We start from the raw sequence: 21,844 nt of genomic DNA on the forward strand, positions 1-21,844 counted from the left end.
GGCTCCGGCTCCCGCCCGGCTTGCGGCTCCGGCTCCCGTACGGCTCGCGGCTCCGGCTCCCGTACGGCTCGCGGCTCCGGCTCGGCGGTCGGTACCGGCTCCTCTTCCGGTGACGGTGCGTCCGGCACCCATGCGTCCGGTATCCGGGCATCCGGTATCCGGGCGTCCCGGGCCGGTACGTCCGTTCCGGCGGCAACCGGCGCGGCGGCCTCGGGGCCAGACTCGGCAGTCTCCGGCCCCGACTCGGCGGCCTCGGGCCCCGGCGCCTCCGTAGCGGCAGCCCCCGGTGCCGGTACCTCCGACGCCCGGGGGTCGATCACCGTGGGGGTGCGGTGCGGCGGGGCCGTGTCGGGGAGCTGGGCCGGGGGCGGGGCGGCGAAGGGGGCCAGGGCCGCGTCGACCTCCTCGACCGTGGGACGGTCCCGCGGGTCCTTGCGCAGCAGCGCGGTCAGGATGCCGGTCAGCGGGCCGGCGGCCGCGGGGATCTCCGGCTCCTCGTACAGCACGGCGTGCAGCGTGGCCAGCGTCGAGGCGCGGCTGAACGGCGACTCCCCGGCGAGCGCGGCGCAGAGCGTCGCGCCGAGGGACCAGAGGTCGGACGGCGGGCCCTGCTCGCGTCCCTCGACGCGCTCGGGCGCCATGTAGTCGGGCGAGCCGACCAGCACCCCGGCCATGGTGAGCGCGGCCGCGTCCTGGATCGCGGCGATGCCGAAGTCGGTCAGCACCACCCCGCCGCGCGCGTCGATCAGGACGTTGCCCGGCTTGATGTCCCGGTGCAGCACGCCCACCGCGTGCACCTCCCGGAGCGCGGCGGCCAAGCCGCGGCCGACGCGTGCCGCCTCGCCCGGCCCGAGCCGCCGCCCCTCGGACAGCACGTGTTCCAGCGAGGGCGCCTGGACGAGCTGCATGACGATCCACAGCCGGTCGCCCTCCTCGGCCACGTCGTAGACGCGGACGACGTGCGGGTGGTCGATGCGGGCCGTGGCGCGGGCCTCCCGAAGGCTGCGCTCGCGCTGGATGCGGCCGCTCTCCCCGGCGAGTTCGTCGATCCGGATCTCCTTGACCGCGACCCACCGGTCGAGCATTTCATCACGAGCGCGCCAGACCCGCCCCATTCCACCACGACCGATCAATTCCGAAAGCCGGTAACGGCCTGCCGCACACTGCTCCCGGCGCACGCTGTCCGAATTCCCCACCATGCCCGCCCCCCACAGGGCCTGCGGAATCTTGTGGTACCCATCAAATACCTTCGAAAGGCGATGCAGATAGGGGGGACGAGAAATGCACAGCATTCGCCGGGGAAGCAGAGCGGCCGCCGTCGCCGTTCTCACGGGGAGCCTGCTGGTGCCGCTGGGTGCCGCGGCGCAGGCGCACGAGCCGACGCCGAGCAGCGGGCGGGGCGGCTCGCCCGGTGCCGGTTCACCGTCCGGATACCGCGTGACCACGGAACTCCCGCAGCGGATCATGGTGGACAACCACTCGGGCAAAACGTCCTTGACCGCCGGGATCACCAACCGGGGCAGCCGGACCACCGGCACCGTGCACCTGCTGGTCGTCGGATTCGGCGGCATGAAAATCACGGCCGTCAAAGGCTGCGCAGCCGTACCGCAGGGCAAACTCCCGAAAGGAGCGAACAGCGCTTTCTCGTGCGCCGTCGACCGGCTGGCCGCCGGTCAGCACCGTACGTACGACGTCAGTGCGACATTCGATCTGAAAAAGCGGGGGAAAATCTGTCTGCCGGTGCTGCTGGGCAATACGAAGACACTGCTGTGGCAGCAGGGGCCCGTCGACTTCGGCACCACCGAGCCGACGCCCGACGCGCCCGACACCCCGCTGCTCCTCGGCACCGTGAACGTGCCCGCGGGCGCGCCGCACACCAGCCCGGCACCGCCAGGGAAGCCACCGGAGAAGGAGCTGCCCAATACGGGGGCTCCGGTGCTGCCGATGGCCGGCCTCGCCGCGGCGCTGCTGGCGGCGGGCGGCGCCGGGATGTGGCTCACGTCCCGTCGGCCCGGCCGCCGCTGACCGTACGGCCCCGGCCGCCGTTGCCCGCCGCCCGTGCGGACCCGGTCGCCCGCAACGGGCCCCGCCGCCCGTACGAGCCCGCCGCACCCGTGGCCGTACGAGCCCGGCCGCACCCGCCGGGGCCGCCGCAACCGGAAACGGCGCGGGCCCCGCACCCCCTGAAGGAGGGTGCGGGGCCCGGCCGTACGCGAGGCCGCGGCCTCAGTCGCGGCGGCCCGCCAGCTTCCAGGCGGCCGGCAGCGCGCCCATGGCCAGTACGGCCTTCAGTGCGTCCCCGACCAGGAACGGCACCAGGCCGGCCGCGACGGCGGCACCCAGCGACATGCCGGTGGACAGCGCCAGGAACGGCACGCCGACCGCGTAGATCAGCGCCTCGCCGACCAGCATCGTGCCCGCGGTGCGCAGCACCCCGCGGTCGCCGCCGCGCCGGGCCAGCGCGCCGACGGCGGTGACGGCCAGCAGCATGCCGAGCACGTAGCCGAAGGAGGCGCCGCCCGCACCGGACTGCGCGCCCGCGAACCACGGCACGCCGAGCACGCCGGCCACGGCGTACAGCGCGAGCGAGAGGAAGCCCCGGCCGGCGCCGAGCGAGGCGCCGACGAGCAGCGCGGCGAAGGTCTGGCCGGTCACCGGGACCGGGGAGCCCGGGACGGGGACGGCGATCTGGGCGGCCACGCCGGTGAGCGCGGCGCCGCCGAGGACCAGCGCGGCGTCGCGGACGCGGGCGCGCGGGGCGGTGGCGGCGGGCAGCAGGTCGGCGAGGACAGCGCCCGGGCGGATGGAGGCGGCGGCAAGGCTCATCGGAACTCCGCTGGGTGGGAAACGACAGGGACGGATCGAACTTAGTCCAGTGACGGTCAGCTGATCATCGTGCGGCAGCGACAAACGCGTCACACCGCACTTGGTGGCTTCCGCTTTTCTCCCACGTCCGGTGCCGGACCGGAAGATCGGCCGTTTCGCCAGGTCACGTGATGCTCATCACGGCATGTCCGCGGCTCGTGCGGGCATTTTGTGCTAGCGCGGTCCGGCCGGGGACACTGTGGAGTCTCCCCAATGTCTCCCGTGAGAAGTACAAGCGCATGCACGACGCACCGACCGCTTCCGGCACCGGCCCGACCGGTGGCGCGGACAGCGGCGAACCCCTGTCCGGCGGACTGAAGCAGCGGCATCTGACGATGCTGGGCCTGGGCGGCGTGATCGGCGCCGGCCTGTTCGTGGGGTCCGGTGCCGGCATCAAGGTGGCGGGACCCGGCATCGCGCTCTCGTATCTGATCGCGGGCGCGCTGGCCATGCTGATCATGCGGATGCTGGGTGAGATGTCCTCGGCGATGCCCGCCTCGGGCGCGTTCTCGGTGCACGCGGAGCGGGCGCTGGGCCGCTGGGCGGGGTTCAGCGTGGGCTGGCTGTACTGGTTCATGCTCGTGGTCGTGCTCGCCGTCGAGGCGACCGGCGCGGCGCAGATCGCCAACGGCTGGGTGCCCGCGGTCCCGCAGTGGGGCTGGGTGCTGATCTTCATGCTCTTCTTCACGGGCGCCAACCTGGCCGCGGTCCGCAACTTCGGCGAGTTCGAGTTCTGGTTCGCCACGCTCAAGGTCGGGGCGATCGTGCTCTTCCTGGTCCTGGGGCTGCTGGCGATCTTCGGGGTGCTGCCGGCCTCGGGCGGGTACGACGGGGACCCGGTCGGCCTCGCACACCTCACCGGTGACGGCGGCTTCCTGCCGAACGGCTGGTCCGGGGTGATCTCCGGGGTGCTGGCCGTGGTGTTCGCGTTCGGCGGCCTGGAGGTCGTGACGATCGCGGCTGCCGAGTCCGACGACCCGGCGCGCGCGGTGGGCCGCGCGGTGCGCAGCGCGGTCTGGCGGATCCTCTTCTTCTACGTCGGCTCGATGCTGGTCATCGTGGCGCTCCTGCCGTGGTCCTCGATCGAGCCGGGCAAGAGCCCGTACGTGGCGGTGCTGGACCGGCTGGGCGTGCCGGGCGCGGGCCAGATCATGAACGTGGTGGTGTTCGTGGCGCTGCTGTCCGCGCTGAACGCCAATCTCTACGGCTCGTCGCGGATGGTGTTCTCGCTGGCCGAGCGGGGCGAGGCGCCGCGCGGGCTGCTGAAGGTGTCGGGCGGCGGGGTGCCGCGCCGGGCCGTCCTGGCCTCGGTCGCCTTCGGCTTCATCTCGGTCCTGCTCAATCTGAAGTGGCCGGATTCGGTCTTCCTGTATCTGCTCAACGCCGTCGGTGCGGTACTGCTCTTCGTCTGGGGCCTGATCGCCGTCTCGCAGCTGCGGCTGCGCCGCCGGCTGGAGCGCGAGGCCCCCTCGAAGCTCACCCTGCGTATGTGGGGATTCCCCTGGCTGACCTGGGTGGCGCTGGCCGCCATGGCGGCCGTGATCGGGCTGATGCTCTTCGACGACGGGGCCCGTCCGCAGCTGCTGTGGTCGGCCGGGGCGACCGTGCTGGTGCTGCTGATCGCGGGCGCGCGCGAGGTGCGCGACCGGCGCCGCGGGTGAGACGCCCGTCACCCTCTGTCGCTGTGGATCACGCCTCGAGCGCGGTCGGTCACGATTCAGTCTGAATATCGAACAACAAGTGCACGACTGTTGTCCTGAGCGGACGCCCCACCCAAACTGAGCGGGCTTATTCGGATCCGCCTCAGCTCCGCTCTCACCTTTGGGACAGGTACGACCATGAATCGGACACCTTCGTCCACCGCGCCCGAGCGCGAGCCGGCCGACCGGGCCGCGAGCGCCGGACCGGACGGCGGCACCTCGCTGTCCAACGGGCTCAAGCAGCGCCATCTGTCGATGATCGCGCTGGGCGGCGTGATCGGTGCCGGACTCTTCGTCGGCTCCGGCGCGGGCATCGCCGCGGCCGGCCCCTCCATCGTCATCGCCTACGCGATATCCGGCTGCCTGGTCATGCTGATCATGCGCATGCTGGGCGAGATGGCCGCGGCCAACCCGGCCTCCGGCTCCTTCTCCGTGCACGCCGAGCGGTCGATCGGCTCCTGGGCCGGCTTCACCGCGGGCTGGATGTTCACCGCACTGCTCTGCGTGGCCGTCGCCGCCGAGGCGCTGGGCGCGGCCGACATCATGGTGGGCTGGTTCCCCGGCACCGAGCCGTGGATGTGGGTCCTGCTCTTCATGGTGATCTTCTGCGCCACCAACCTCGCCGCGGTCGGCAACTTCGGTGAGTTCGAATTCTGGTTCGCCACCCTCAAGGTCGCCGCGATCGGCATCTTCCTCGTCCTCGGCCTGCTCGCCATCTTCGGCGTGCTGCCCGGCACGGACGCGCCCGGCGCCACGCACCTGACCGGTGACGGCGGCTTCCTCCCCAAGGGCGTGGACGGCCTGATGGTCGGCCTGCTCGCCTCGGTCTTCGCGTACGGCGGCCTGGAGACGGTGACCATCGCGGCCGCCGAGTCCAAGGACCCGGTGCGCGGCGTGGCGAGCGCCGTGCGCACCGCGATGTGGCGCATCGCCCTCTTCTACGTCGGCTCGATGGCGATCATCGTGACGGTCATCCCGTGGAGCGCGCCGGAGATCACCAAGACCGGCCCGTACGTCGCCGTCCTGGACTACCTGAAGATCCCCGCGGCCGGGCAGATCATGAACGTGGTCATCCTGGTCGCCCTCCTCTCCGCGATGAACGCCAACATCTACGGCTCCTCCCGGATGGCGTACTCGCTCACCGCCCGCGGCCAGGGCCCGCGCTTCCTGAGCAAGGTCAGCGGCGGCGTGCCGCGGCGCGCCGTGCTGCTCTGCTCGGTCTTCGGCTTCTTCACCGTGGTGCTCAGCATCGTCTGGCCGGACACCGTCTTCCAGTGGCTGCTGAACATGGTCGGCGCCGCGGTCCTGGTGGTCTGGGGCTTCATCGCGGTGGCCCAGCTGCGGATGCGCCGCCGGCTGGAGCGCGAGGCGCCCGAGAAGCTGGTCGTGCGGATGTGGGCCTTCCCCTTCCTCACCTGGGTGGCCCTGGCGGGCATCGCCGTCGTGCTGCTGCTGATGCTGCGGGACGAGGCCCAGCGCATCCAGCTGTACTTCACCGGCGGCTTCGCCGTGGTGCTGACCGTGATCGGGCTCGTACGGCAGAAGGCGGTCGCCCGCGACTGAGCGGCGGCGGCTTCCGCGAGAGGCGGGGCGGGACTCCTACCGGGGTCCCGCCCCGCCTCCGTCTTTCGGACCGGCCCCTCCCCCTTGCCCTGCCTCCACCCTCACCTGCTGTTAGCCTGCTCTTGCAACTTACTTGCAACTACTGCTGTAGCAGCTTGGAGGCTCGGCGCACATGGCGACGTACACACTTCCTGAACTCCCCTACGACTACTCGGCGCTGGCGCCCGTCATCAGCCCCGAGATCATCGAGCTGCACCACGACAAGCACCACGCGGCCTACGTGAAGGGCGCCAACGACACGCTGGAGCAGCTGGCCGAGGCGCGCGACAAGGACGCCTGGGGCTCGATCAACGGCCTGGAGAAGAACCTGGCCTTCCACCTGTCGGGCCACATCCTGCACAGCATCTACTGGCAGAACATGACCGGCCCGAAGGACGGCGGCGGCGAGCCGCTGGCCGTGGACGGCGTGGGCGAGCTGGCCGACGCGATCGCGGAGGGCTTCGGCTCCTTCGCGAAGTTCAAGGCCCAGCTGACGAAGGCCGCGGCGACCACGCAGGGCTCCGGCTGGGGCGTCCTCGCGTACGAGCCGGTCACCGGCCGCCTCATCGTCGAGCAGGTCTACGACCACCAGGGCAACGTCGGCCAGGGCTCGGTCCCGATCCTGGTCTTCGACGCCTGGGAGCACGCCTTCTACCTCCAGTACAAGAACCAGAAGGTCGACTTCATCGAGGCGATGTGGCAGGTCGTCAACTGGCAGGACGTCGCCAAGCGGTACGCGGCCGCGAAGGAGCGCGCGAACAACCTGCTGCTGGCGCCGTAGGCGCCGAAGGCGCCGATTGAGCGGCCTGCCTCGTGATCGTCTTCTCACCTTTCACCGGGCAGGCGGACAAAAGGAACCGCCCCCGCGAGGACGTGACTCGCGGGGGCGGTTCTGTCTCTGTAAGGGCTGCGGGTGCGTCGTGGCCGGTCGCGCAGTTCCCCGCGCCCCTGGTGGGGCGCTAGTCGAAGCTCGGGGCTGCCGTGCGGGTGCGCTTGATCTCGTAGAAGCCCGGGATGGACGCGACCATCAGGGTGCCGTCCCAGAGCTTGGCGGCCTCCTCGCCCTTGGGGGACGGGGTCACGACGGGGCCGAAGAAGGCGATCTGCTCGCCGTCGGCACCGGGGACGGCGATGACCGGGGTGCCGACCTCCTGGCCGACCAGGTCGATGCCCTCCTTGTGCGAGGCGCGCAGCCGCTCGTCGTACGCGTCGGTGTCCGCCGCGTCCGCCAGCTCGGCGGGCAGGCCCGCGTCCTCCAGCGCCGCGAGGATCGTCTCGCGGTTCCGCGGCAGGCCCTGGTTGTGGAAACGGGTGCCGAGCGCGGTGTAGAGCCGGGCGAGGACCTCGCTGCCGTACTTCTCCTCGGCCGCGATGCAGACCCGGACCGGGCCCCACGCCTCGGTCCGCATCATCTCCTGGTACGCCTCGGGCAGCTCGTCCAGCTTGGGCTCGTTCAGCACGGCCAGGCTCATCACGTGCCAGCGGACCTCCACCGGGCGGACCTTCTCCACCTCGAGCATCCAGCGGGAGGTCAGCCAGGCCCAGGGGCACAGCGGGTCGAACCAGAAGTCTGCCGGGGTCTTGCCGGTGTCGGACATGGTCTCTCCTACGAGGATCGGAAGGGCGGGTCGGCAGCCGGTTCAACCGCGGCGCCCCGTGCCATGATTCCCAGTGTTCGATATGCGAGACGAAGAGATCGCCAAGAAGACGAACACGAAGACGAACGCGAAGACGAAGGAGTCACGTCGTGCCCGGTGAGAATCTGTCCCGAGACGAGGCCCGCGAGCGGGCCCGGCTGCTGGCCGTCGACGGGTACGAGGTGGCGCTGGACCTGCGGTCGGCCGTGGCCGAGGGCGAGGCGGCGCGCACCTTCCGGTCCGTCACCACCATCCGCTTCCGCTCCTCCCGGCCCGGCGCCGACACCTTCGCCGACCTGATCGCGCCCGAGGTCACCCGGGTGACCCTGAACGGCCGCGAGCTGGACCCCGCCACCGTCTTCGACGGCGCCCGGATCGCCCTGCCCGACCTGGCCGCGGAGAACGTCCTCGTGGTGGACGCGCAGTGCGCCTACAGCCGCACCGGCGAGGGCCTGCACCGCTTCGTCGACCCCGAGGACGGCGAGGTCTACCTCTACACGCAGTACGAGCCGGCCGACGCCCGCCGGGTCTTCGCGAACTTCGAACAGCCCGATCTCAAGGCCCCGTTCACCTTCGAGGTGACCGCGCCCGAGGGCTGGGTCGTGCTCAGCAACGGCGCCGAGGAGGGCGAAACCGAAGGGGCGCGCGAAGCGCATCCGCTGAAGGGCGGTGGTGGGCGACGGGTGGGCCCGGTGCACCGCTTCGCCACGACGAAGCCCATCTCCACGTACATCACCGCCGTCGTCGCGGGCCCGTACCACTACGTCTCGGACACCTACCGGCGTACGTTCGAGGACGGCACCGAGCTGGAGGTCCCGCTCGGCGCGCTCTGCCGCAAGGGCCTGGCCCGGCACTTCGACGCCGACGACGTCTTCACCGTCACCAAGCAGGGCCTGGACTTCTTCCACGACCACTTCGACTACCCGTACCCCTTCGGCAAGTACGACCAGGCGTTCGTGCCCGAGTACAACATCGGCGCGATGGAGAACCCGGGCTGCGTCACCTTCCGCGAGGAGTTCATCTTCCGCGGCAAGGTCACGCAGGCGTCGTACGAGCGGCGGGCCAACGTCATCCTGCACGAGATGGCCCACATGTGGTTCGGCGACCTGGTCACCATGGAGTGGTGGGACGACCTGTGGCTGAAGGAGTCCTTCGCGGACTTCATGGGCGCGCTGTCGCTGGCCGAGGCCACCCGCTTCAAGGACGGCTGGATCACCTTCGCCAACGGCCGCAAGGCGTGGGCGTACCGCGCCGACCAGCTGCCCTCCACCCACCCCATCACCGCGGACATCCGCGACCTGGAGGACGCCAAGCTCAACTTCGACGGCATCACCTACGCCAAGGGCGCCTCGGTCCTCAAGCAGCTGGTGGCGTACGTCGGGCGGGACGCGTTCCTGGACGGCGCGCGGCGCTACTTCAAGCGCCACGCGTACGGCAACACCACGCTGGCCGACCTGCTGACCGCGCTGGAGGAGACCTCGGGCCGCGACCTCGCCGCCTGGTCCCGCTCCTGGCTGCAGACGGCCGGCGTCAACGCGCTGACCCCGCAGGTCACCTACGACGCGCAGGACCGCATCACCGAGCTGTCCGTCCTCCAGGAGGCCAGCCCGGCCCGGCCCGAGCTGCGGCCGCACCGGGTCGCGGTCGGCCTGTACCGCAGGGGCGACGCGGACGGCGCGCTGGTCCGGTACGCCCGTGCCGAGCTGGACGTCTCCGGGCAGCGCACGGCCGTCGAGGAGCTGGCCGGCGCCGAGCGCCCCGACCTGATCCTGGTGAACGACGAGGACCTGACGTACTGCAAGGTCCGCTTCGACGAGCGGTCGCTGGAGACCCTGCGCGGCCACCTCGGCGAGATCACCGACCCGATGGCGCGCGCCCTGTGCTGGTCCGCGCTGTGGGGCCTGACCCGGGACGGGCTGATGCCGGCCCGCGACTACCTCGGCATCGTGCTGCGGTTCGCCGGCCGGGAGTCCGACATCGGCGTGCTGCAGACCCTGCACGCGCAGGCCCGTACCGCGCTGCACCACTACGCGGCGCCCGAGTGGCGGGAGACCGGTGCCCAGCAGCTGGCCCAGGGGGCGCTGCGCGAGCTGCGGCTCGCCGAGCCCGGCAGCGGCCACCAGCTGACCTGGGCCCGCTTCTTCGCGTCCGTCGCCTCCACCGAGGCCGACTTTCAGCTGCTGAACGGGCTGCTGGACGGCACCGCGAAGATCGACGGGCTGGTGGTGGACCAGGAGCTGCGCTGGGCGTTCCTGGAGCCGCTGGCCGCCAACGGCATCGCCGACGAGCGGCGCATCGACGCCGAACTGGCCCGGGACGACACCGCGTCCGGCAAGCGGCACCACGTCCGCTGCCTGGCGGCGCGGCCCTCGGCCGAGGTCAAGGCGCGTGCCTGGGCGGACGTGGTGGAGTCCGACGCGCTCTCCAACGCCCTGGTGGAGGCGACGATTTCGGGCTTCGACCAGCCGGGCCAGCGGGACCTGCTCGCGCCGTACGCGCCGAAGTACTTCGACGCGCTGCGCACGGTCTGGCAGGACCGGTCGATCGAGATCGGCATGGCCGTGGTCCGGGGCCTCTTCCCCGCGCTGCAGAGCAGCCCGGACACGCTGGACGCGGCCGACGCCTGGCTCATCGGGCACCCGGACGCGCCGCCCGCGCTGCGCCGCCTGGTGTCGGAGTCGCGGGACGATCTCGCGCGGGCGCTGCGGGCACAGGGTTGTGACGCAAAGGTCGGCGGCAGGCCGTAACCCGAGGCAGTACCAGCACTTATCGGCCGTCGAACGCTCGTACTTTAGGACGTGGTTGTGCGGAAACGTCGACGGATCGGTAACAGCGGTTAGGGGGCGGCTCGGGCGAGGGAAAGGGCGGTGACATGAACCACAACACCCCGCTCTCTCCCCGCCCGTTGCACCACCTCGCCGACGTACGGCACCGCGTCCTGACCGCCCGGCAGCTGCGCGAGCACGGCATCGCGCCGTCCGACCTCGCCGAGCGGTGCCGGCCCGGCGGCCCCTGGCAGCAGATCCTGCCGGGGGTCCACCTGCTCCACCCCGGGCCGCCCACCAGCGAGGAACGGCTGCACGCCGTCCTGCTGTACGCGGCCCGGCGCACCCCCGCCGCGTCCACGGGCCCCGACGGGGAACCGGCCGTGCCACCCCAGGGCGGCGCCGACCGTCATGAGCCCGAGGCGATGATCACCGGTCTGGCGGCGCTCGCCCTGCACCGCTTCTCCTCCGCTCCCCCGCTGCTGTCCCTGGACCGCATCGAGGTGCTGGTGCCGCGCTCCCGGCGGCTGCGCTCGACGGGCTTCGCGCAGGTCGTACGGGCCCAGACGCCGCCGCCCGCGGTCGAGGTCAGCGGGCTGCCGGTCGCCCCGGTGCCCAGGGCGCTGGCCGACGCGGTGGCCCGGCTGACCGGCCCGCAGACCACCCGTTCCGGGTTCGGGGAGAGCGAGATGACGGCGCTGGAGGCGGTGGGCGGACCGACGGCGATCCGCCGGCTGCTGAGCGAGGCGGTGCGCGGCGGGCACTGCGACCCGACCGCGGTGGTGCGGGAGCTGAGCCGGGCACGGCTGCTGGGCAAGCCGCAGGTGATGGACGCGGTGGACGGCCTGCTGGCGGAGGGCCGGGCGCTCGCCGAGGGGATGCTGTACGCGCTGGTGCGGGACCACCGGCTGCCGGACCCGGTGTGGAACGTGGACCTGCGGCTGCCGGGCGGTCCTTACCTGGGCGGGGTGGACGCCTTCTGGCCGGTGCAGGCGGTGGCGCTGACGATCGACGCGCGGTCCCCGAAGTACGCCGACCAGACGCTGTGGCCGGAGCACACCCGCACCCGTGAGCGGCTGGAGCGGCTGGGCATCACGGTCGTGCAGGTGACGCCGAAGAAGCTGCGGGAGGCGCCCGAGCAGCAGGCGGCGGTGGTGCGGACGGCGCTGATGGCGGCGGCCGACCGGGAGCCCAGCGCGTACGTGGCGGTGCTGCCGAAGTAGGGCCTGCGGACGGCGGGAGGGCGGGCCCGGTGCCGGACCCGCCCCCGCGGGCGTCAGGCCCCGTGCGGGCCGTTGGACGTCACTTCCCGCCGCAGAACTCCGCCTCCACCATGTCCACGCTGTCACCGGTCCAGTCGGCGTTGAGGTTGAACGCCGCGGTGTGCCGGCCGTCGCGGGTGCTGACCGCCTCGGAGGACGAGCCGTGGATGCCGCCGCCGTGGCCGTACAGCCGTACGCCGCAGGACAGTTTCTGTGTCATCAGGCCGAGCCCGTACCGGATGCCCGGCCCCACCTCACCGGCCGGAACGGTGGTGAGCATCTCCTTGAGCTGCCGATGCGGGAACAGCTCGCCGCGCAGCAGCGCCCGGTAGAAGCGGTTGAGGTCGCCGGCCGTGGAGATCATCTCGCCGGCCGAGGAGGCGAGCGAGGGATTGAGCTCGGTGGCGTCGTACACCTCGGGCCCCGGCTTCTCCGCCAGCAGCTTGGAGTACGCGATGCCGTGCGGCCCGGGCATCCGCGGGTCCGTGCCGGGCACGACGGTGTGGCGCAGCCCGAGCGGCTTCAGGACGCGGCGCTCGACCTCCTTTCCGTACGGCTTTCCGGTGGCCTTCTCGATGACCATGCCGGCGAGTACGTAGTTGGTGTTGGAGTAGCTCCAGGACGTGCCCGGCTCGAAGGCGGGCGCGCCCTTCATGGCGAGCCGGACCAGCTGCCGCGGTGTCCAGGTGTCGTAACGGTGCTTCAGGAAGCCCGGCCCGGTGACCTTGTCGCGGAACTCCTCCGCCTCGAAGACGTCGCGGATGCCGCTGGTGTGGTTGAGCAGCTGCCGGAGGGTGACGCGGCGGCCGTCGTGGCCGTGGCCGCGTACGACGCCGGGCAGCCAGTGCTCCACGGTGTCGTCCAGGCTCAGCCGGTGCTCGGCCTCCAGCTGGAGCAGGACGGTGGCCACGAACGTCTTGGTGATGCTGCCGACGCGGAAGGCGTCGTCGGCGCCGCGCGGCTGTCCGGTGCCGGTGTTGCCCACCCCGGAGCTGGCCTTCCACACCTTCCCGTCCTCGGTGACCCGGCCGATCACGCCGGGGACGCCCTTGGCGACCTGTGCGTCCATCGCCGCCCTGGTGCCCCGGTGGCCGTCGTGGCCCGGCCCGGCGGCGGTGGCCGCGGGCGCGGTGAACAGTGCCGTGCCCGCGACGGCGGCGGCCAGCGCCCCCGCCAGTGCGATCCGTGCCCTCATCGTCGTTCCCCCTCACTGCGGCGCCGGTGGCGCCTGCTGCCGGCTGCGGTCGGTGAGGGGGACCCGGGCGCGGGATGCGGGGTTGAGGGGGCGCCGGGGGTTGAGCGTCAATCAGCCACGCTTGAGGACCAGTTCGGTGTTGCGGTCGCCCGGCTGCCCGGCCAGGTCGGTGCGGGCCTCGGGCGCGTTGAAGGAAAGCTCCCGGTAGAGGGCGGCGAGGCCGGTCTGGGAGAGGTCGTGGAAGTCGGTGCGGTGCGGTGCGGCGGACTCCACGAGCGTGGTGAAGAGCGAGACCGTGCCGTCGTGGTTGTCCACCACCTCGATCACCCGCGCGAGCTGCGGGAAGTCGATGTGGGAGGCGGTGGAGACCTCCCAGAAGCCGTCGTGCGCGGTGATGTCGTTCTTGTGGCTGTGGCCGTTGATCCAGGCCAGAACGTTGCGGTGGGCGGAGAGCAGCCGGACCAGCTCGTCGCCGCCGTGCCGTCCCTCGTCGGGGCGCGCCGGGTCCGGGCGGGTGTTGTTCATGGTCTTGCTGGTGTGGTGGCTGAAGACCAGTACGTAGGAGTCCTTGTGCTCCTTCAGCTGCCGCTCCAGCCAGCGCAGCTGGGCGGTGCCGACGGAGCCGGTGTAGTGGCCGCCGGGGTCGGTGGTGTCCAGGCTGAGGCCGATCACGTCGTCGGAGACCTTGAAGGAGTAGTACAGCCGGTCCTCGTGCACGTTGGCCTCGGTGAAGCCGTGGCCGTGCGGCCCTGCGCCGGTGTAGGCCGGGTCGAGATGGGCCCGGACGTACTCGGCGCGGGTGAAGGGCGCGCGCCGCGGGTCGGGCGTGACCTGCCGGGTGTGCCGCCGGTTCGCCTTCATCAGCGCCTTGAAGTCGGCGCCCGTGGGGTCGAGGCCCTTCTTCACGGCCTTCCAGACCCGCTCCGCCTCGTCCGCCGGCAGCGTCTCCAGCTTCCGGCCGCCGGTGGCGACCTCCGTCCAGTAGGAGTCGTCCGGCGCGTAGCAGCCGCCGGGCAGCTGGTCGTGGTTGCCGACCGTGCTGTACCAGGGGATGTCCAGGCCGGGGCTGTGCACGGTGCGGATCGCGGCGTCCAGGAAGCCGGGCAGCCGCGGGAAGCCGAGCTGCTTGTCGGCGTCGCGCAGGTCGCTGCCCGGCTGCCAGTACAGCTTCAGGCCGCTGTCCTGGACGCCTTCGTAGTGCCGGGGGTCGCCGGTGTTGGGGACGATGCGGCCGCCGCTCATCGCGGCGAGGAACCAGTCCAGCTCGACCTTGGAGTTGTTGTCGGTGTTGTCGCCGGTGGTCATCGCGAAGGCGAGCGGCGAGCCGGTGGCGGGGCCGCCCTCGAGCGCGTTGACCCGCTCGATGAGTGAGACGAGACCGGCCACCGACAGGGCCTCCTGGGGCCGCCAGGCGCTCGCGGTCTGCGCGCGCAGGTACTCGTACCGCAGCGGGCTCTGCACGTCGACCAGGTGCAGGTCGGTGAACTGGACGAAGGAGGCGAGCGTGGTGCGCCGCTCGTCCCGGCCGGGGCGCGCCGACGCCAGCTCGGTGCGGACCACCCGGGACCAGGCGGGGCCGTCGCCGAGGCGGCGGTAGCCGGTGGTGCCGCGCGGGGTGGCGACGGAGTGCAGGGTGGTGCCGCGCTGGAACGGCACGGGCGGTACGGCGGGCGCCGCCACCGGCTGCGGCGCGAAGGGCGGCGGCCCGGCCTGGGCCGGCACGGCGGTGGCCGTCCTGCCGGTCAGTCCGAGGGTGAGTCCGGCCCCGGCGGCGGCGCCGGCCACTCCGGTGGCGGCGAGGAACGTACGGCGGTCGAGGGTGGCGGCGGCGGACCGGATGCGGGACATGCGCGAACTCCCCGGGTGCGGACGCGGTGGTGTCGGGGGCGGGCCGGCCGCCCCTCACCGGGGATGTTTCGCACCGGGGGTGGACTGTGCGTGAACATGACCACAACGCGGGCCACCGATCTCCGCACAGGGATCACGGCCGGGTCCTGGCGTGGTCCGCCCGCAACGGGACGCTCGCGGACCGGGCAGCCGCGCGTCATGTGGCGTTCACCTCACGGGGTAACCCGTCGCGCACGGGCGGACGCGGGGAGTGCGTCACCTCACCGGCGCGCCGGGCGCGGCACCCGGGCGCGCGGTGTGGGGTTCACCACCAGTACGTCGGATACCTGCGGGCGCCGCGGCCGCCGAAGCGGTGCACGCAGACGCCGACGGCGGCCAGCAGCACCGTGGCGGCGGTCAGCAGGGCGAGGAAGGACAGCGGCTCGGGCCCCTGGAAGCCGACGATCGCGGCCGTGGCCATGGCGGGCGCGTGCGGCGTACGGGCCACGGAGGTCGCCCCGAAGGCCAGCGCGCCGGCCGCCGCCGCGCTCCAGACGCCGGCCCCCGCGACGGCCACCACGAGGAACCCGGCGCCGGCGGCCAGCAGGTGGCCCCCGATGATGCTGCGCGGCTGCGCGAGCGGGAGCGCCGGTGCGCCGGCGATCAGCGCGGCGCTGGCGGCGAGCGGCGGGATGAGGACGGGGTGCCGGACCAGGGCACCGGTCCCGGCCAGCACGAACAGCGCGACGGCCACCGCGACGGTCGCGGCCAGCAGGGCGAGCGGCCGGGGCCGCGGGGGCGCCGCCGAGCGCAGGGCACGCGCGGAACCGGCGGCTGCGGGAACGGCGGCGGGAGTGGCGGCAGCGGCGGGGCCGGGGGTGTCTGTCTCCGGGTCGGCGACGGCAGGGGCAGGGGCGGTCACAGGAGCAGGGCCTCTCTGGGGGCTCTACGCCCCGTTCGGTACCGGAATGCACGGTCTTCGCGTCGGCACCTCGTTGTGACCTTCGCACTGTCCTTCGGGTAGGAGATTATGGGAGGGCAGTAGCGACTCAGAAGTCACTTGTCCGCATGGCAAGATTTGTTTTCCGCTCCAGTCCGCTCCACTCCGTGAAACGGATTGGACAGGGCGACGGGTGTCACACGCATGATGGAGGGACTTCTGAGCAGGGTTTCCTTTCGGAAATCGTCGCCAGTCCCCTAGAAGGAGTGCCATGAGGATCGGAATCGTCGGAGCCACCGGCCAGGTCGGCGGTGTGATGCGAGGGATTCTCGCCGAGCGGAACTTCCCCGTGGAGCAGCTCCGGCTGTTCGCCTCGGCCCGGTCCGCCGGCCGCACGCTCCCGTGGCAGGACACCGAGATCACGGTCGAGGACGCGGCGACGGCCGACTACTCGGGCCTGGACATCGTCCTCTTCTCCGCGGGCGGCGCGACCGCCAAGGAGCTGGCGCCCAAGGTCGCAGCGGCCGGCCCGGTCGTGATCGACAACTCCTCCGCCTTCCGCCGCGACCCCGAGGTCCCCCTCGTGGTCTCCGAGGTGAACCCGCACGCGGTCGCCGACCGCCCGAAGGGCATCATCGCCAACCCGAACTGCACGACGATGGCCGCCATGCCCGTGCTGCGCCCGCTGCACGCCGAGGCGGGGCTGACGGCGCTGGTCGTCGCCACGTACCAGGCGGTCTCCGGCTCCGGCCTGGCCGGCGTCGAGGAGCTGGACGAGCAGGCCCGCAAGGCCATCGAGCAGGACGCGACCAAGCTGACGCACGACGGCTCCTCGGTGGAGTTCCCCGCGCCGAACAAGTACGTCCGCCCGATCGCGTTCAACGTCCTGCCGATGGCGGGCTCCATCGTGGACGACGGCCTCAACGAGACCGACGAGGAGCAGAAGCTCCGCCACGAGAGCCGCAAGATCCTGGAGATCCCCGAGCTGAAGGTCTCCGGCACCTGCGTGCGCGTCCCGGTCTTCTCCGGCCACTCGCTCCAGGTCAACGCGCGCTTCGAGCGCCCGATCAGCCCCGAGCGGGCGACCGAGCTGCTGGCCGGCGCGCCGGGCGTGGCCCTCTCCGACGTGCCGACCCCGCTGCAGGCCGCCGGCCAGGACCCGTCCTACGTCGGCCGCATCCGCAAGGACGAGACGGTCGACAACGGCCTGGCGCTCTTCCTCTCCAACGACAACCTCCGCAAGGGCGCGGCGCTCAACGCCGTCCAGATCGCGGAGCTGGTCGCGGCCGAGCTCAAGGGCTGACCCGAGGCCGAGCTCACGGGCTGACGCCCGCACCGAGGGGTGCCCGTACGGATCTCCGTACGGGCACCCCTCGCTTTCACGGCCTGCGCACCTCGAAGTGGAAGCAGCCGTACTCGACGGCCCGTACGTGCACCAGCGCGGTCTCCGGCTCGGCGAACGCCTCGTCCAGCGCGGCGTCGAGCGCCGCTTCGGCGTCCTCGGGCAGCTCCAGCAGCCGCCCGCCCGCGATGTGCCCGGCCGCGGTGTACCGCCGCAGGACCCGCAGCGCGCCGGGACGGGTGAACGGGTAGCCCGTGGCGTCCGGGGCCGGCCCGCCGCACTCCTCCGCGTGCACGAACACCGGCCCGGCCTCGTCGTAAGCGCCCGGCTCGGCCCCGGTCGCGGCGGCCCACCGGCGCAGCGGCGCGTAGGAGACGAGCGCGACCCGCTCACCGGCCCGGACGGGCCGCAGACAGCAGCGCAGCGGACTGCCGACACAGGCGACGGGCCTGCCGTCCTCGGACGCCACGAACGGCCGCGGAGGCCGCCCGGCGTCGTCGGCGGTACGCAGTTCCTTCAGTGCGAGGGCGTCAAGGGGACGCGGCGTATACCTGCTCATGCCCCCAGCCTGCGCGCCCCGCTCCCCCACGTCCGGCGGAAAACGGACACCACACTCCCCGGCTCCGGAGCCGCCGCCACGGCGGCTCCCGGAAATACCGGTCGCCGTGGGCCCCCGGCACCGTGGAAGGATGGGCGAAACGTCCGATGCGAAGGAGATGACCGCGTGCCTGGCACGAATCTGACCCGCGAAGAGGCGCAGGAGCGGGCGCGCCTGCTGACCGTCGACGCGTACGAGATCGATCTGGATCTGAGCGGCGCGCAGGAGGGGGGCGTATTCCGGTCCGTGACCACGGTGCGTTTCGACGTGGCCGAGGACGGGGCGGATTCGTTCATCGACCTGATCGCCCCCACCGTGCACGAGGTGGTGCTCAACGGCACGGCGCTGGACGCCGCCGCGGTGTTCCAGGACTCGCGGATCGCGCTGGCGGGCCTGCGGGCCGGGCGCAACGAGCTGAAGGTCGTGGCGGACTGCGCCTACACCAACACCGGTGAGGGCCTGCACCGCTTCGTCGACCCGGTGGACCAGCAGGCGTACCTCTACACGCAGTTCGAGGTGCCGGACGCGCGCCGGGTGTTCGCCAACTTCGAGCAGCCCGACCTCAAGGCGACCTTCCGGTTCACCGTGAAGGCCCCGGAGGGCTGGACCGTGGTGTCCAACTCCCCGACGCCGGAGCCGAAGGACAACGTCTGGTCCTTCGAGCCCACGCCGCGCATTTCCAGCTACATCACCGCGCTGATCGTGGGCCCGTACCACTCCGTGCACAGCTCCTACGAGAAGGACGGGCAGCGGGTGCCGCTGGGCATCTACTGCCGGCCCTCGCTCGCCGAGTTCCTGGACGCCGAGGAGATCTTCGCGGTCACCCGGCAGGGCTTCGACTGGTTCCAGGAGAAGTTCGACTACGCGTACCCGTTCGCCAAGTACGACCAGCTCTTCGTGCCGGAGTTCAACGCCGGCGCGATGGAGAACGCCGGCGCGGTGACCATCCGCGACCAGTACGTCTTCCGGTCCAAGGTGACCGACGCCGCGTACGAGGTGCGTGCCGAGACGATCCTCCACGAGCTGGCCCACATGTGGTTCGGCGACCTGGTCACCATGGAGTGGTGGAACGACCTGTGGCTGAACGAGTCGTTCGCCACGTACACCTCCATCGCCTGCCAGGCGTACGCGCCGGGCAGCAAGTGGCCGCACTCCTGGACCACGTTCGCGAACTCCATGAAGACCTGGGCGTACCGGCAGGACCAGCTGCCGTCGACGCACCCGATCATGGCGGAGATCCGCGACCTGGACGACGTGCTGGTCAACTTCGACGGCATCACGTACGCCAAGGGCGCCAGCGTGCTCAAGCAGCTCGTGGCGTACGTCGGCATGGACGAGTTCTTCCGCGGCGTGCAGGCGTACTTCAAGCGGCACGCCTACGGCAACACCCGGCTCTCGGACCTGCTCGGCGCGCTGGAGGAGACCTCGGGCCGCGACCTGAAGACCTGGTCGAAGAAGTGGCTGCAGACCGCCGGCATCAACGTCCTCCGCCCGGAGATCGAGACGGACGCCGCGGGCAACGTCACCTCCCTCGTCATCCGCCAGGAGGCGCCCGCACTGCCCGAGGGCGCCACGGGCGAGCCGGTGCTGCGCCCGCACCGCATCGCGGTCGGCTGCTACGACCTCAAGGACGGCAGGCTGGTCCGCTCGGACCGGATCGAGCTGGACGTGGACGGCGAGCGCACCGAGGTGCCGTTCCCCGCGAACACCCCGCGCCCTGCGGTCGTCCTTCTCAACGAGGACGACCTCTCGTACGCCAAGGTCCGCCTGGACGAGGAGTCGCTGAAGACCGTCACCGCGCACCTCGGTGACTTCTCCGAGTCGCTGCCGCGCGCGCTGTGCTGGGCCTCGGCCTGGGACATGACCCGCGACGGCGAGCTGGCGACCCGCGACTACCTGGAGCTGGTGCTCGCCAACATCGGCAAGGAGTCCGACATCGGCGTGGTCCAGTCCCTCCAGCGGCAGGTCAAGCTGGCGCTGGAGCTGTACGCAGCGCCGGACTGGCGCGAGACCGGCCTCGCGAAGTGGACCGACGCCTGCCTCAAGCAGCTGCGCGCCGCCGAGTCCGGCAGCGACCACCAGCTCGCGTGGGCCCGCGCGTTCGCCGCCACGGCCCGTACGACCGCGCAGCTGGACCTGCTGCAGAACCTGCTGGACGGCACCGAGGAGATCACCGGCCTCGCCGTCGACACCGAGCTGCGCTGGGCGCTGCTGCAGCGGCTGGCCGCCACCGGCCGTGCGGACGAGAAGGCCATCGCGGCCGAGCTGGAGCGGGACCGGACCTCGGCGGGCGAGCGGTACGCCGCGACCGCCCGCGCCGCCCGCCCGACCGCCGAGGCCAAGGCCGAGGCCTGGGCATCGGTCGTGGACTCGGACAAGCTCCCGAACGCCGTGCAGGAGGCCGTCATCGGCGGCTTCGTCCAGACCGACCAGCGCGAGCTGCTGGCCCCGTACACCGGGAAGTACTTCGACGCGCTGAAGGGTGTGTGGGAGGCCCGCAGCCACGAGATGGCGCAGCAGATCGCGGTCGGGCTCTACCCCTCGCTCCAGGTCTCGCAGGAGACCCTGGACGCGACGGACGCGTGGCTGGCCTCGGCCGAGCCCAGCGCGGCCCTGCGCCGCCTGGTCACGGAGAACCGTGCCGGCATCGAGCGCGCCCTCAAGGCCCAGGCAGCGGACGCCGCGGCTGCCGCGGGCTGACAGGGGCGCTGAGCGCCCGGTTCCCCGCGCCCTGGAGGGGCGCGGGGAACTGCGCGAGCAACCGAGACGGCGGGACGGTCGCGCAGAAACGGATGGCGCCCCGGCGTCGGCGTGGTGATACCGCCCGGCGTCGGCGCGCAACCGCAGCCGTCCGCCGGGCGAGTCGTACGGAACGGCGTCAGCCGTTCACCTCGTCGAAGCGGCGGCGCAGCTCCGCGCGGCCCGCTTCGGTCAGCTCACCGTGCACGCGCATCCGCGCGAGACCGCCGTCCGGGAAGACGTCCAGCCGGATGTGGGTGGCGGTGACCCGGCGCGGCAGCGCGAACCGGTGCGGGGTGTCGGGCTGGAGCTTCGTCTTCGGCAGGATCTCGAACCAGGACGACTCGTCCTCCGGGGTGCCGTCACAGCCGTACAGCGCGGCCCAGCCCGCCGAGTTGCCCTTGAGGTACGCCGTGTCGATCTCGATCGCGCGGATCTCGCCCTGCGCGGCGAGGCGGAAGCGGACCCAGTCGTTGGTGCCCTTGACCCGGCGGCGGCGGTTCTCCCAGCCGTCGTCCATCTTGCGGGAGAGGTCGGGCTGGATGATCTGGGTGGGCGAGGAGTAGAAGCGGTCCGAGGCGTCCTCGACCGCGCCGCCGTTCAGCACCGACGCCAGGTCGATGGTGCCGAGCAGCTCCAGCCACTCGGGGTCGGCCACGACCTCGCCGTACACGCGGAAGCGGGCGATGCCGCCGTCCGGGTGCTGCTTGAGGCGGAGGTGGGTGAAGCGGCGCTCGGCGGTCACCTCGAAGCCGTTGGCGGCGTGGCCGCGCACCGGCGTGCGGGGGACGATCTCCTCCCACTTCACGTCGTCGGCGAGCAGTTCCTCCGGGCTCGGGCTGCCCGGTACGGAGGTGGCCTCGACGGTGACCTGCTGCGGGTAGTTGCCGCGGAAGTGGGCGGTGTCGACGATGACGCCGCGGATCACGCCGGGCACGGCGAGGCGGATCAGGGCCCAGTCGTGCTCGTCGTCGGTCGGGAAGGGGTGGTCACCGTCGGCGCCGCGGCGGCGCCGGGTCTCCCAGCCGTCCATGATCTTGCCCTTGTGGCCGAAGTGGTGCGGGTCGAAGACCGCGGGCTCCGGCTTCAGCAGGTTCTCGCGCTCCGCGAAGAACTCGTCGTTCGCGGCGATCACTCCGGCGCCGAAGCGGCGGTCGGCGAGGTCGACGAGCGAGGTGAAGGCGAAGTCCCCGCCGCGGTAGTCGGCGTAGGGGTCGCCACCGCCGTACGGAGCGGCGTCGTTGGCGTGCGGATCAGTGGAGGAGGCGGCCGGGGTGGTGGTCATCTCTGCCCTTCGTCGTCCGGGGGTGGGAGCGCACTCACCGGAGTGTGTGCGCACACCAACGACTTTCGCAGAGGCGTTCGGGCAGGT

16 protein-coding genes are annotated in these 21,844 nt (G+C 72.1%); 8 read left to right on the forward strand and 8 right to left on the reverse strand.

Annotated elements, in window-relative coordinates:
- Nucleotides 1-1,292: protein kinase (locus tag C3486_RS23330; protein WP_374936910.1), on the reverse strand; the 1,292-nt coding region annotated here is incomplete at its 3' end.
- Nucleotides 1,293-1,464: 172 nt separating this feature from the next.
- On the opposite strand from C3486_RS23330, the gene C3486_RS23335 reads away from it, so the two are divergent.
- Nucleotides 1,465-2,025: a hypothetical protein gene (locus tag C3486_RS23335; RefSeq protein WP_258052958.1), complete on the forward strand. Its 561-nt coding sequence runs from the start codon at nt 1,465-1,467 to the stop codon at nt 2,023-2,025.
- A gap of 201 nt (nt 2,026-2,226) precedes the next feature.
- On the opposite strand, the gene C3486_RS23340 is transcribed toward C3486_RS23335, so the two are convergent.
- Nucleotides 2,227-2,826 carry a biotin transporter BioY gene (locus tag C3486_RS23340; protein ID WP_103834717.1) on the reverse strand — a complete coding sequence of 200 codons (600 nt, stop codon included), beginning with the start codon at nt 2,824-2,826 and terminating at the stop codon, nt 2,227-2,229.
- Nucleotides 2,827-3,104: 278 nt separating this feature from the next.
- Between C3486_RS23340 and C3486_RS23345 the strand changes: the two genes are divergently transcribed.
- The 3 genes from C3486_RS23345 (at nt 3,105) to C3486_RS23355 (ending at nt 6,948) form a co-directional block, all read left to right on the forward strand.
- Nucleotides 3,105-4,526, forward strand: coding sequence for an amino acid permease (locus tag C3486_RS23345; protein WP_103834718.1), 1,422 nt, complete (start codon nt 3,105-3,107; stop codon nt 4,524-4,526).
- Nucleotides 4,527-4,703: 177 nt separating this feature from the next.
- Entirely contained in the window at nt 4,704-6,128 is a 1,425-nt protein-coding gene (locus C3486_RS23350) for an amino acid permease (RefSeq protein ID WP_103834719.1), read from the forward strand.
- 172 nt (nt 6,129-6,300) lie between these two features.
- Nucleotides 6,301-6,948, forward strand: a complete 648-nt coding sequence (locus C3486_RS23355) for a superoxide dismutase (protein WP_103834720.1) — start codon at nt 6,301-6,303, stop codon at nt 6,946-6,948.
- 178 nt (nt 6,949-7,126) lie between these two features.
- On the opposite strand, the gene C3486_RS23360 is transcribed toward C3486_RS23355, so the two are convergent.
- Complete coding sequence (locus C3486_RS23360; RefSeq protein ID WP_103834721.1) at nt 7,127-7,765, reverse strand: DsbA family protein; 639 nt, start codon at nt 7,763-7,765, stop codon at nt 7,127-7,129.
- A gap of 149 nt (nt 7,766-7,914) precedes the next feature.
- Between C3486_RS23360 and pepN (C3486_RS23365) the strand changes: the two genes are divergently transcribed.
- Nucleotides 7,915-10,551 carry an aminopeptidase N gene (gene pepN / locus C3486_RS23365; protein WP_103834722.1) on the forward strand — a complete coding sequence of 879 codons (2,637 nt, stop codon included), beginning with the start codon at nt 7,915-7,917 and terminating at the stop codon, nt 10,549-10,551.
- A 125-nt stretch (nt 10,552-10,676) separates the two neighbouring features.
- Complete coding sequence (locus C3486_RS23370) at nt 10,677-11,792, forward strand: hypothetical protein (RefSeq protein WP_103834723.1); 1,116 nt, start codon at nt 10,677-10,679, stop codon at nt 11,790-11,792.
- Nucleotides 11,793-11,871: 79 nt separating this feature from the next.
- Here the strand turns inward: C3486_RS23370 and C3486_RS23375 are convergent, their stop codons facing one another.
- The 3 genes from C3486_RS23375 to C3486_RS23385 all read right to left on the reverse strand — a co-directional run bounded on the left by C3486_RS23375 (nt 11,872) and on the right by C3486_RS23385 (nt 15,775).
- Nucleotides 11,872-13,026 carry a serine hydrolase gene (locus tag C3486_RS23375; RefSeq protein ID WP_103834724.1) on the reverse strand — a complete coding sequence of 385 codons (1,155 nt, stop codon included), beginning with the start codon at nt 13,024-13,026 and terminating at the stop codon, nt 11,872-11,874.
- Between the two features lie 111 nt (nt 13,027-13,137).
- Entirely contained in the window at nt 13,138-14,874 is a 1,737-nt protein-coding gene (locus C3486_RS23380; RefSeq protein ID WP_103834725.1) for a TIGR03767 family metallophosphoesterase, read from the reverse strand.
- A gap of 304 nt (nt 14,875-15,178) precedes the next feature.
- Nucleotides 15,179-15,775 carry an HPP family protein gene (locus C3486_RS23385; protein WP_258052959.1) on the reverse strand — a complete coding sequence of 199 codons (597 nt, stop codon included), beginning with the start codon at nt 15,773-15,775 and terminating at the stop codon, nt 15,179-15,181.
- A 289-nt stretch (nt 15,776-16,064) separates the two neighbouring features.
- Here C3486_RS23385 and C3486_RS23390 point away from each other — a divergent pair, with 289 nt between their 5' ends.
- A complete protein-coding gene (locus C3486_RS23390; protein WP_103834726.1) occupies nt 16,065-17,096 on the forward strand; it encodes an aspartate-semialdehyde dehydrogenase in 1,032 nt (343 codons plus the stop codon).
- A 76-nt stretch (nt 17,097-17,172) separates the two neighbouring features.
- Here the strand turns inward: C3486_RS23390 and C3486_RS23395 are convergent, their stop codons facing one another.
- Nucleotides 17,173-17,694, reverse strand: coding sequence for a DUF1203 domain-containing protein (locus tag C3486_RS23395; RefSeq protein ID WP_103834727.1), 522 nt, complete (start codon nt 17,692-17,694; stop codon nt 17,173-17,175).
- 165 nt (nt 17,695-17,859) lie between these two features.
- On the opposite strand from C3486_RS23395, the gene pepN (C3486_RS23400) reads away from it, so the two are divergent.
- The gene (gene pepN / locus C3486_RS23400; protein ID WP_103834728.1) at nt 17,860-20,433 is read left to right on the forward strand and encodes an aminopeptidase N; all 2,574 of its coding nucleotides are present in this window, start codon (nt 17,860-17,862) and stop codon (nt 20,431-20,433) included.
- Between the two features lie 178 nt (nt 20,434-20,611).
- Here pepN (C3486_RS23400) and alc read toward each other — a convergent pair whose 3' ends face one another.
- Nucleotides 20,612-21,757 carry an allantoicase gene (gene alc / locus C3486_RS23405; RefSeq protein ID WP_103834729.1) on the reverse strand — a complete coding sequence of 382 codons (1,146 nt, stop codon included), beginning with the start codon at nt 21,755-21,757 and terminating at the stop codon, nt 20,612-20,614.
- Nucleotides 21,758-21,844: the final 87 nt, after the last annotated feature.

Origin of the sequence: Streptomyces sp. Ru73, assembly GCF_002920575.1 — a bacterium.
Classification (GTDB): domain Bacteria; phylum Actinomycetota; class Actinomycetes; order Streptomycetales; family Streptomycetaceae; genus Streptomyces.

What these genes read in the sequence shown, in the direction of transcription:
- C3486_RS23335 (WP_258052958.1), top strand. Translation starts at nt 1,465, where the DNA reads ATGGTGGACAACCACTCGGGCAAAACGTCCTTGACCGCCGGGATCACC.
- C3486_RS23340 (WP_103834717.1), bottom strand. Translation starts at nt 2,826, where the DNA reads ATGAGCCTTGCCGCCGCCTCCATCCGCCCGGGCGCTGTCCTCGCCGAC.
- C3486_RS23345 (WP_103834718.1), top strand. Translation starts at nt 3,105, where the DNA reads ATGCACGACGCACCGACCGCTTCCGGCACCGGCCCGACCGGTGGCGCG.
- C3486_RS23350 (WP_103834719.1), top strand. Translation starts at nt 4,704, where the DNA reads ATGAATCGGACACCTTCGTCCACCGCGCCCGAGCGCGAGCCGGCCGAC.
- C3486_RS23355 (WP_103834720.1), top strand. Translation starts at nt 6,301, where the DNA reads ATGGCGACGTACACACTTCCTGAACTCCCCTACGACTACTCGGCGCTG.
- C3486_RS23360 (WP_103834721.1), bottom strand. Translation starts at nt 7,765, where the DNA reads ATGTCCGACACCGGCAAGACCCCGGCAGACTTCTGGTTCGACCCGCTG.
- C3486_RS23370 (WP_103834723.1), top strand. Translation starts at nt 10,677, where the DNA reads ATGAACCACAACACCCCGCTCTCTCCCCGCCCGTTGCACCACCTCGCC.
- C3486_RS23375 (WP_103834724.1), bottom strand. Translation starts at nt 13,026, where the DNA reads ATGAGGGCACGGATCGCACTGGCGGGGGCGCTGGCCGCCGCCGTCGCG.
- C3486_RS23380 (WP_103834725.1), bottom strand. Translation starts at nt 14,874, where the DNA reads ATGTCCCGCATCCGGTCCGCCGCCGCCACCCTCGACCGCCGTACGTTC.
- C3486_RS23390 (WP_103834726.1), top strand. Translation starts at nt 16,065, where the DNA reads ATGAGGATCGGAATCGTCGGAGCCACCGGCCAGGTCGGCGGTGTGATG.
- C3486_RS23395 (WP_103834727.1), bottom strand. Translation starts at nt 17,694, where the DNA reads ATGAGCAGGTATACGCCGCGTCCCCTTGACGCCCTCGCACTGAAGGAA.
- alc (WP_103834729.1), bottom strand. Translation starts at nt 21,757, where the DNA reads ATGACCACCACCCCGGCCGCCTCCTCCACTGATCCGCACGCCAACGAC.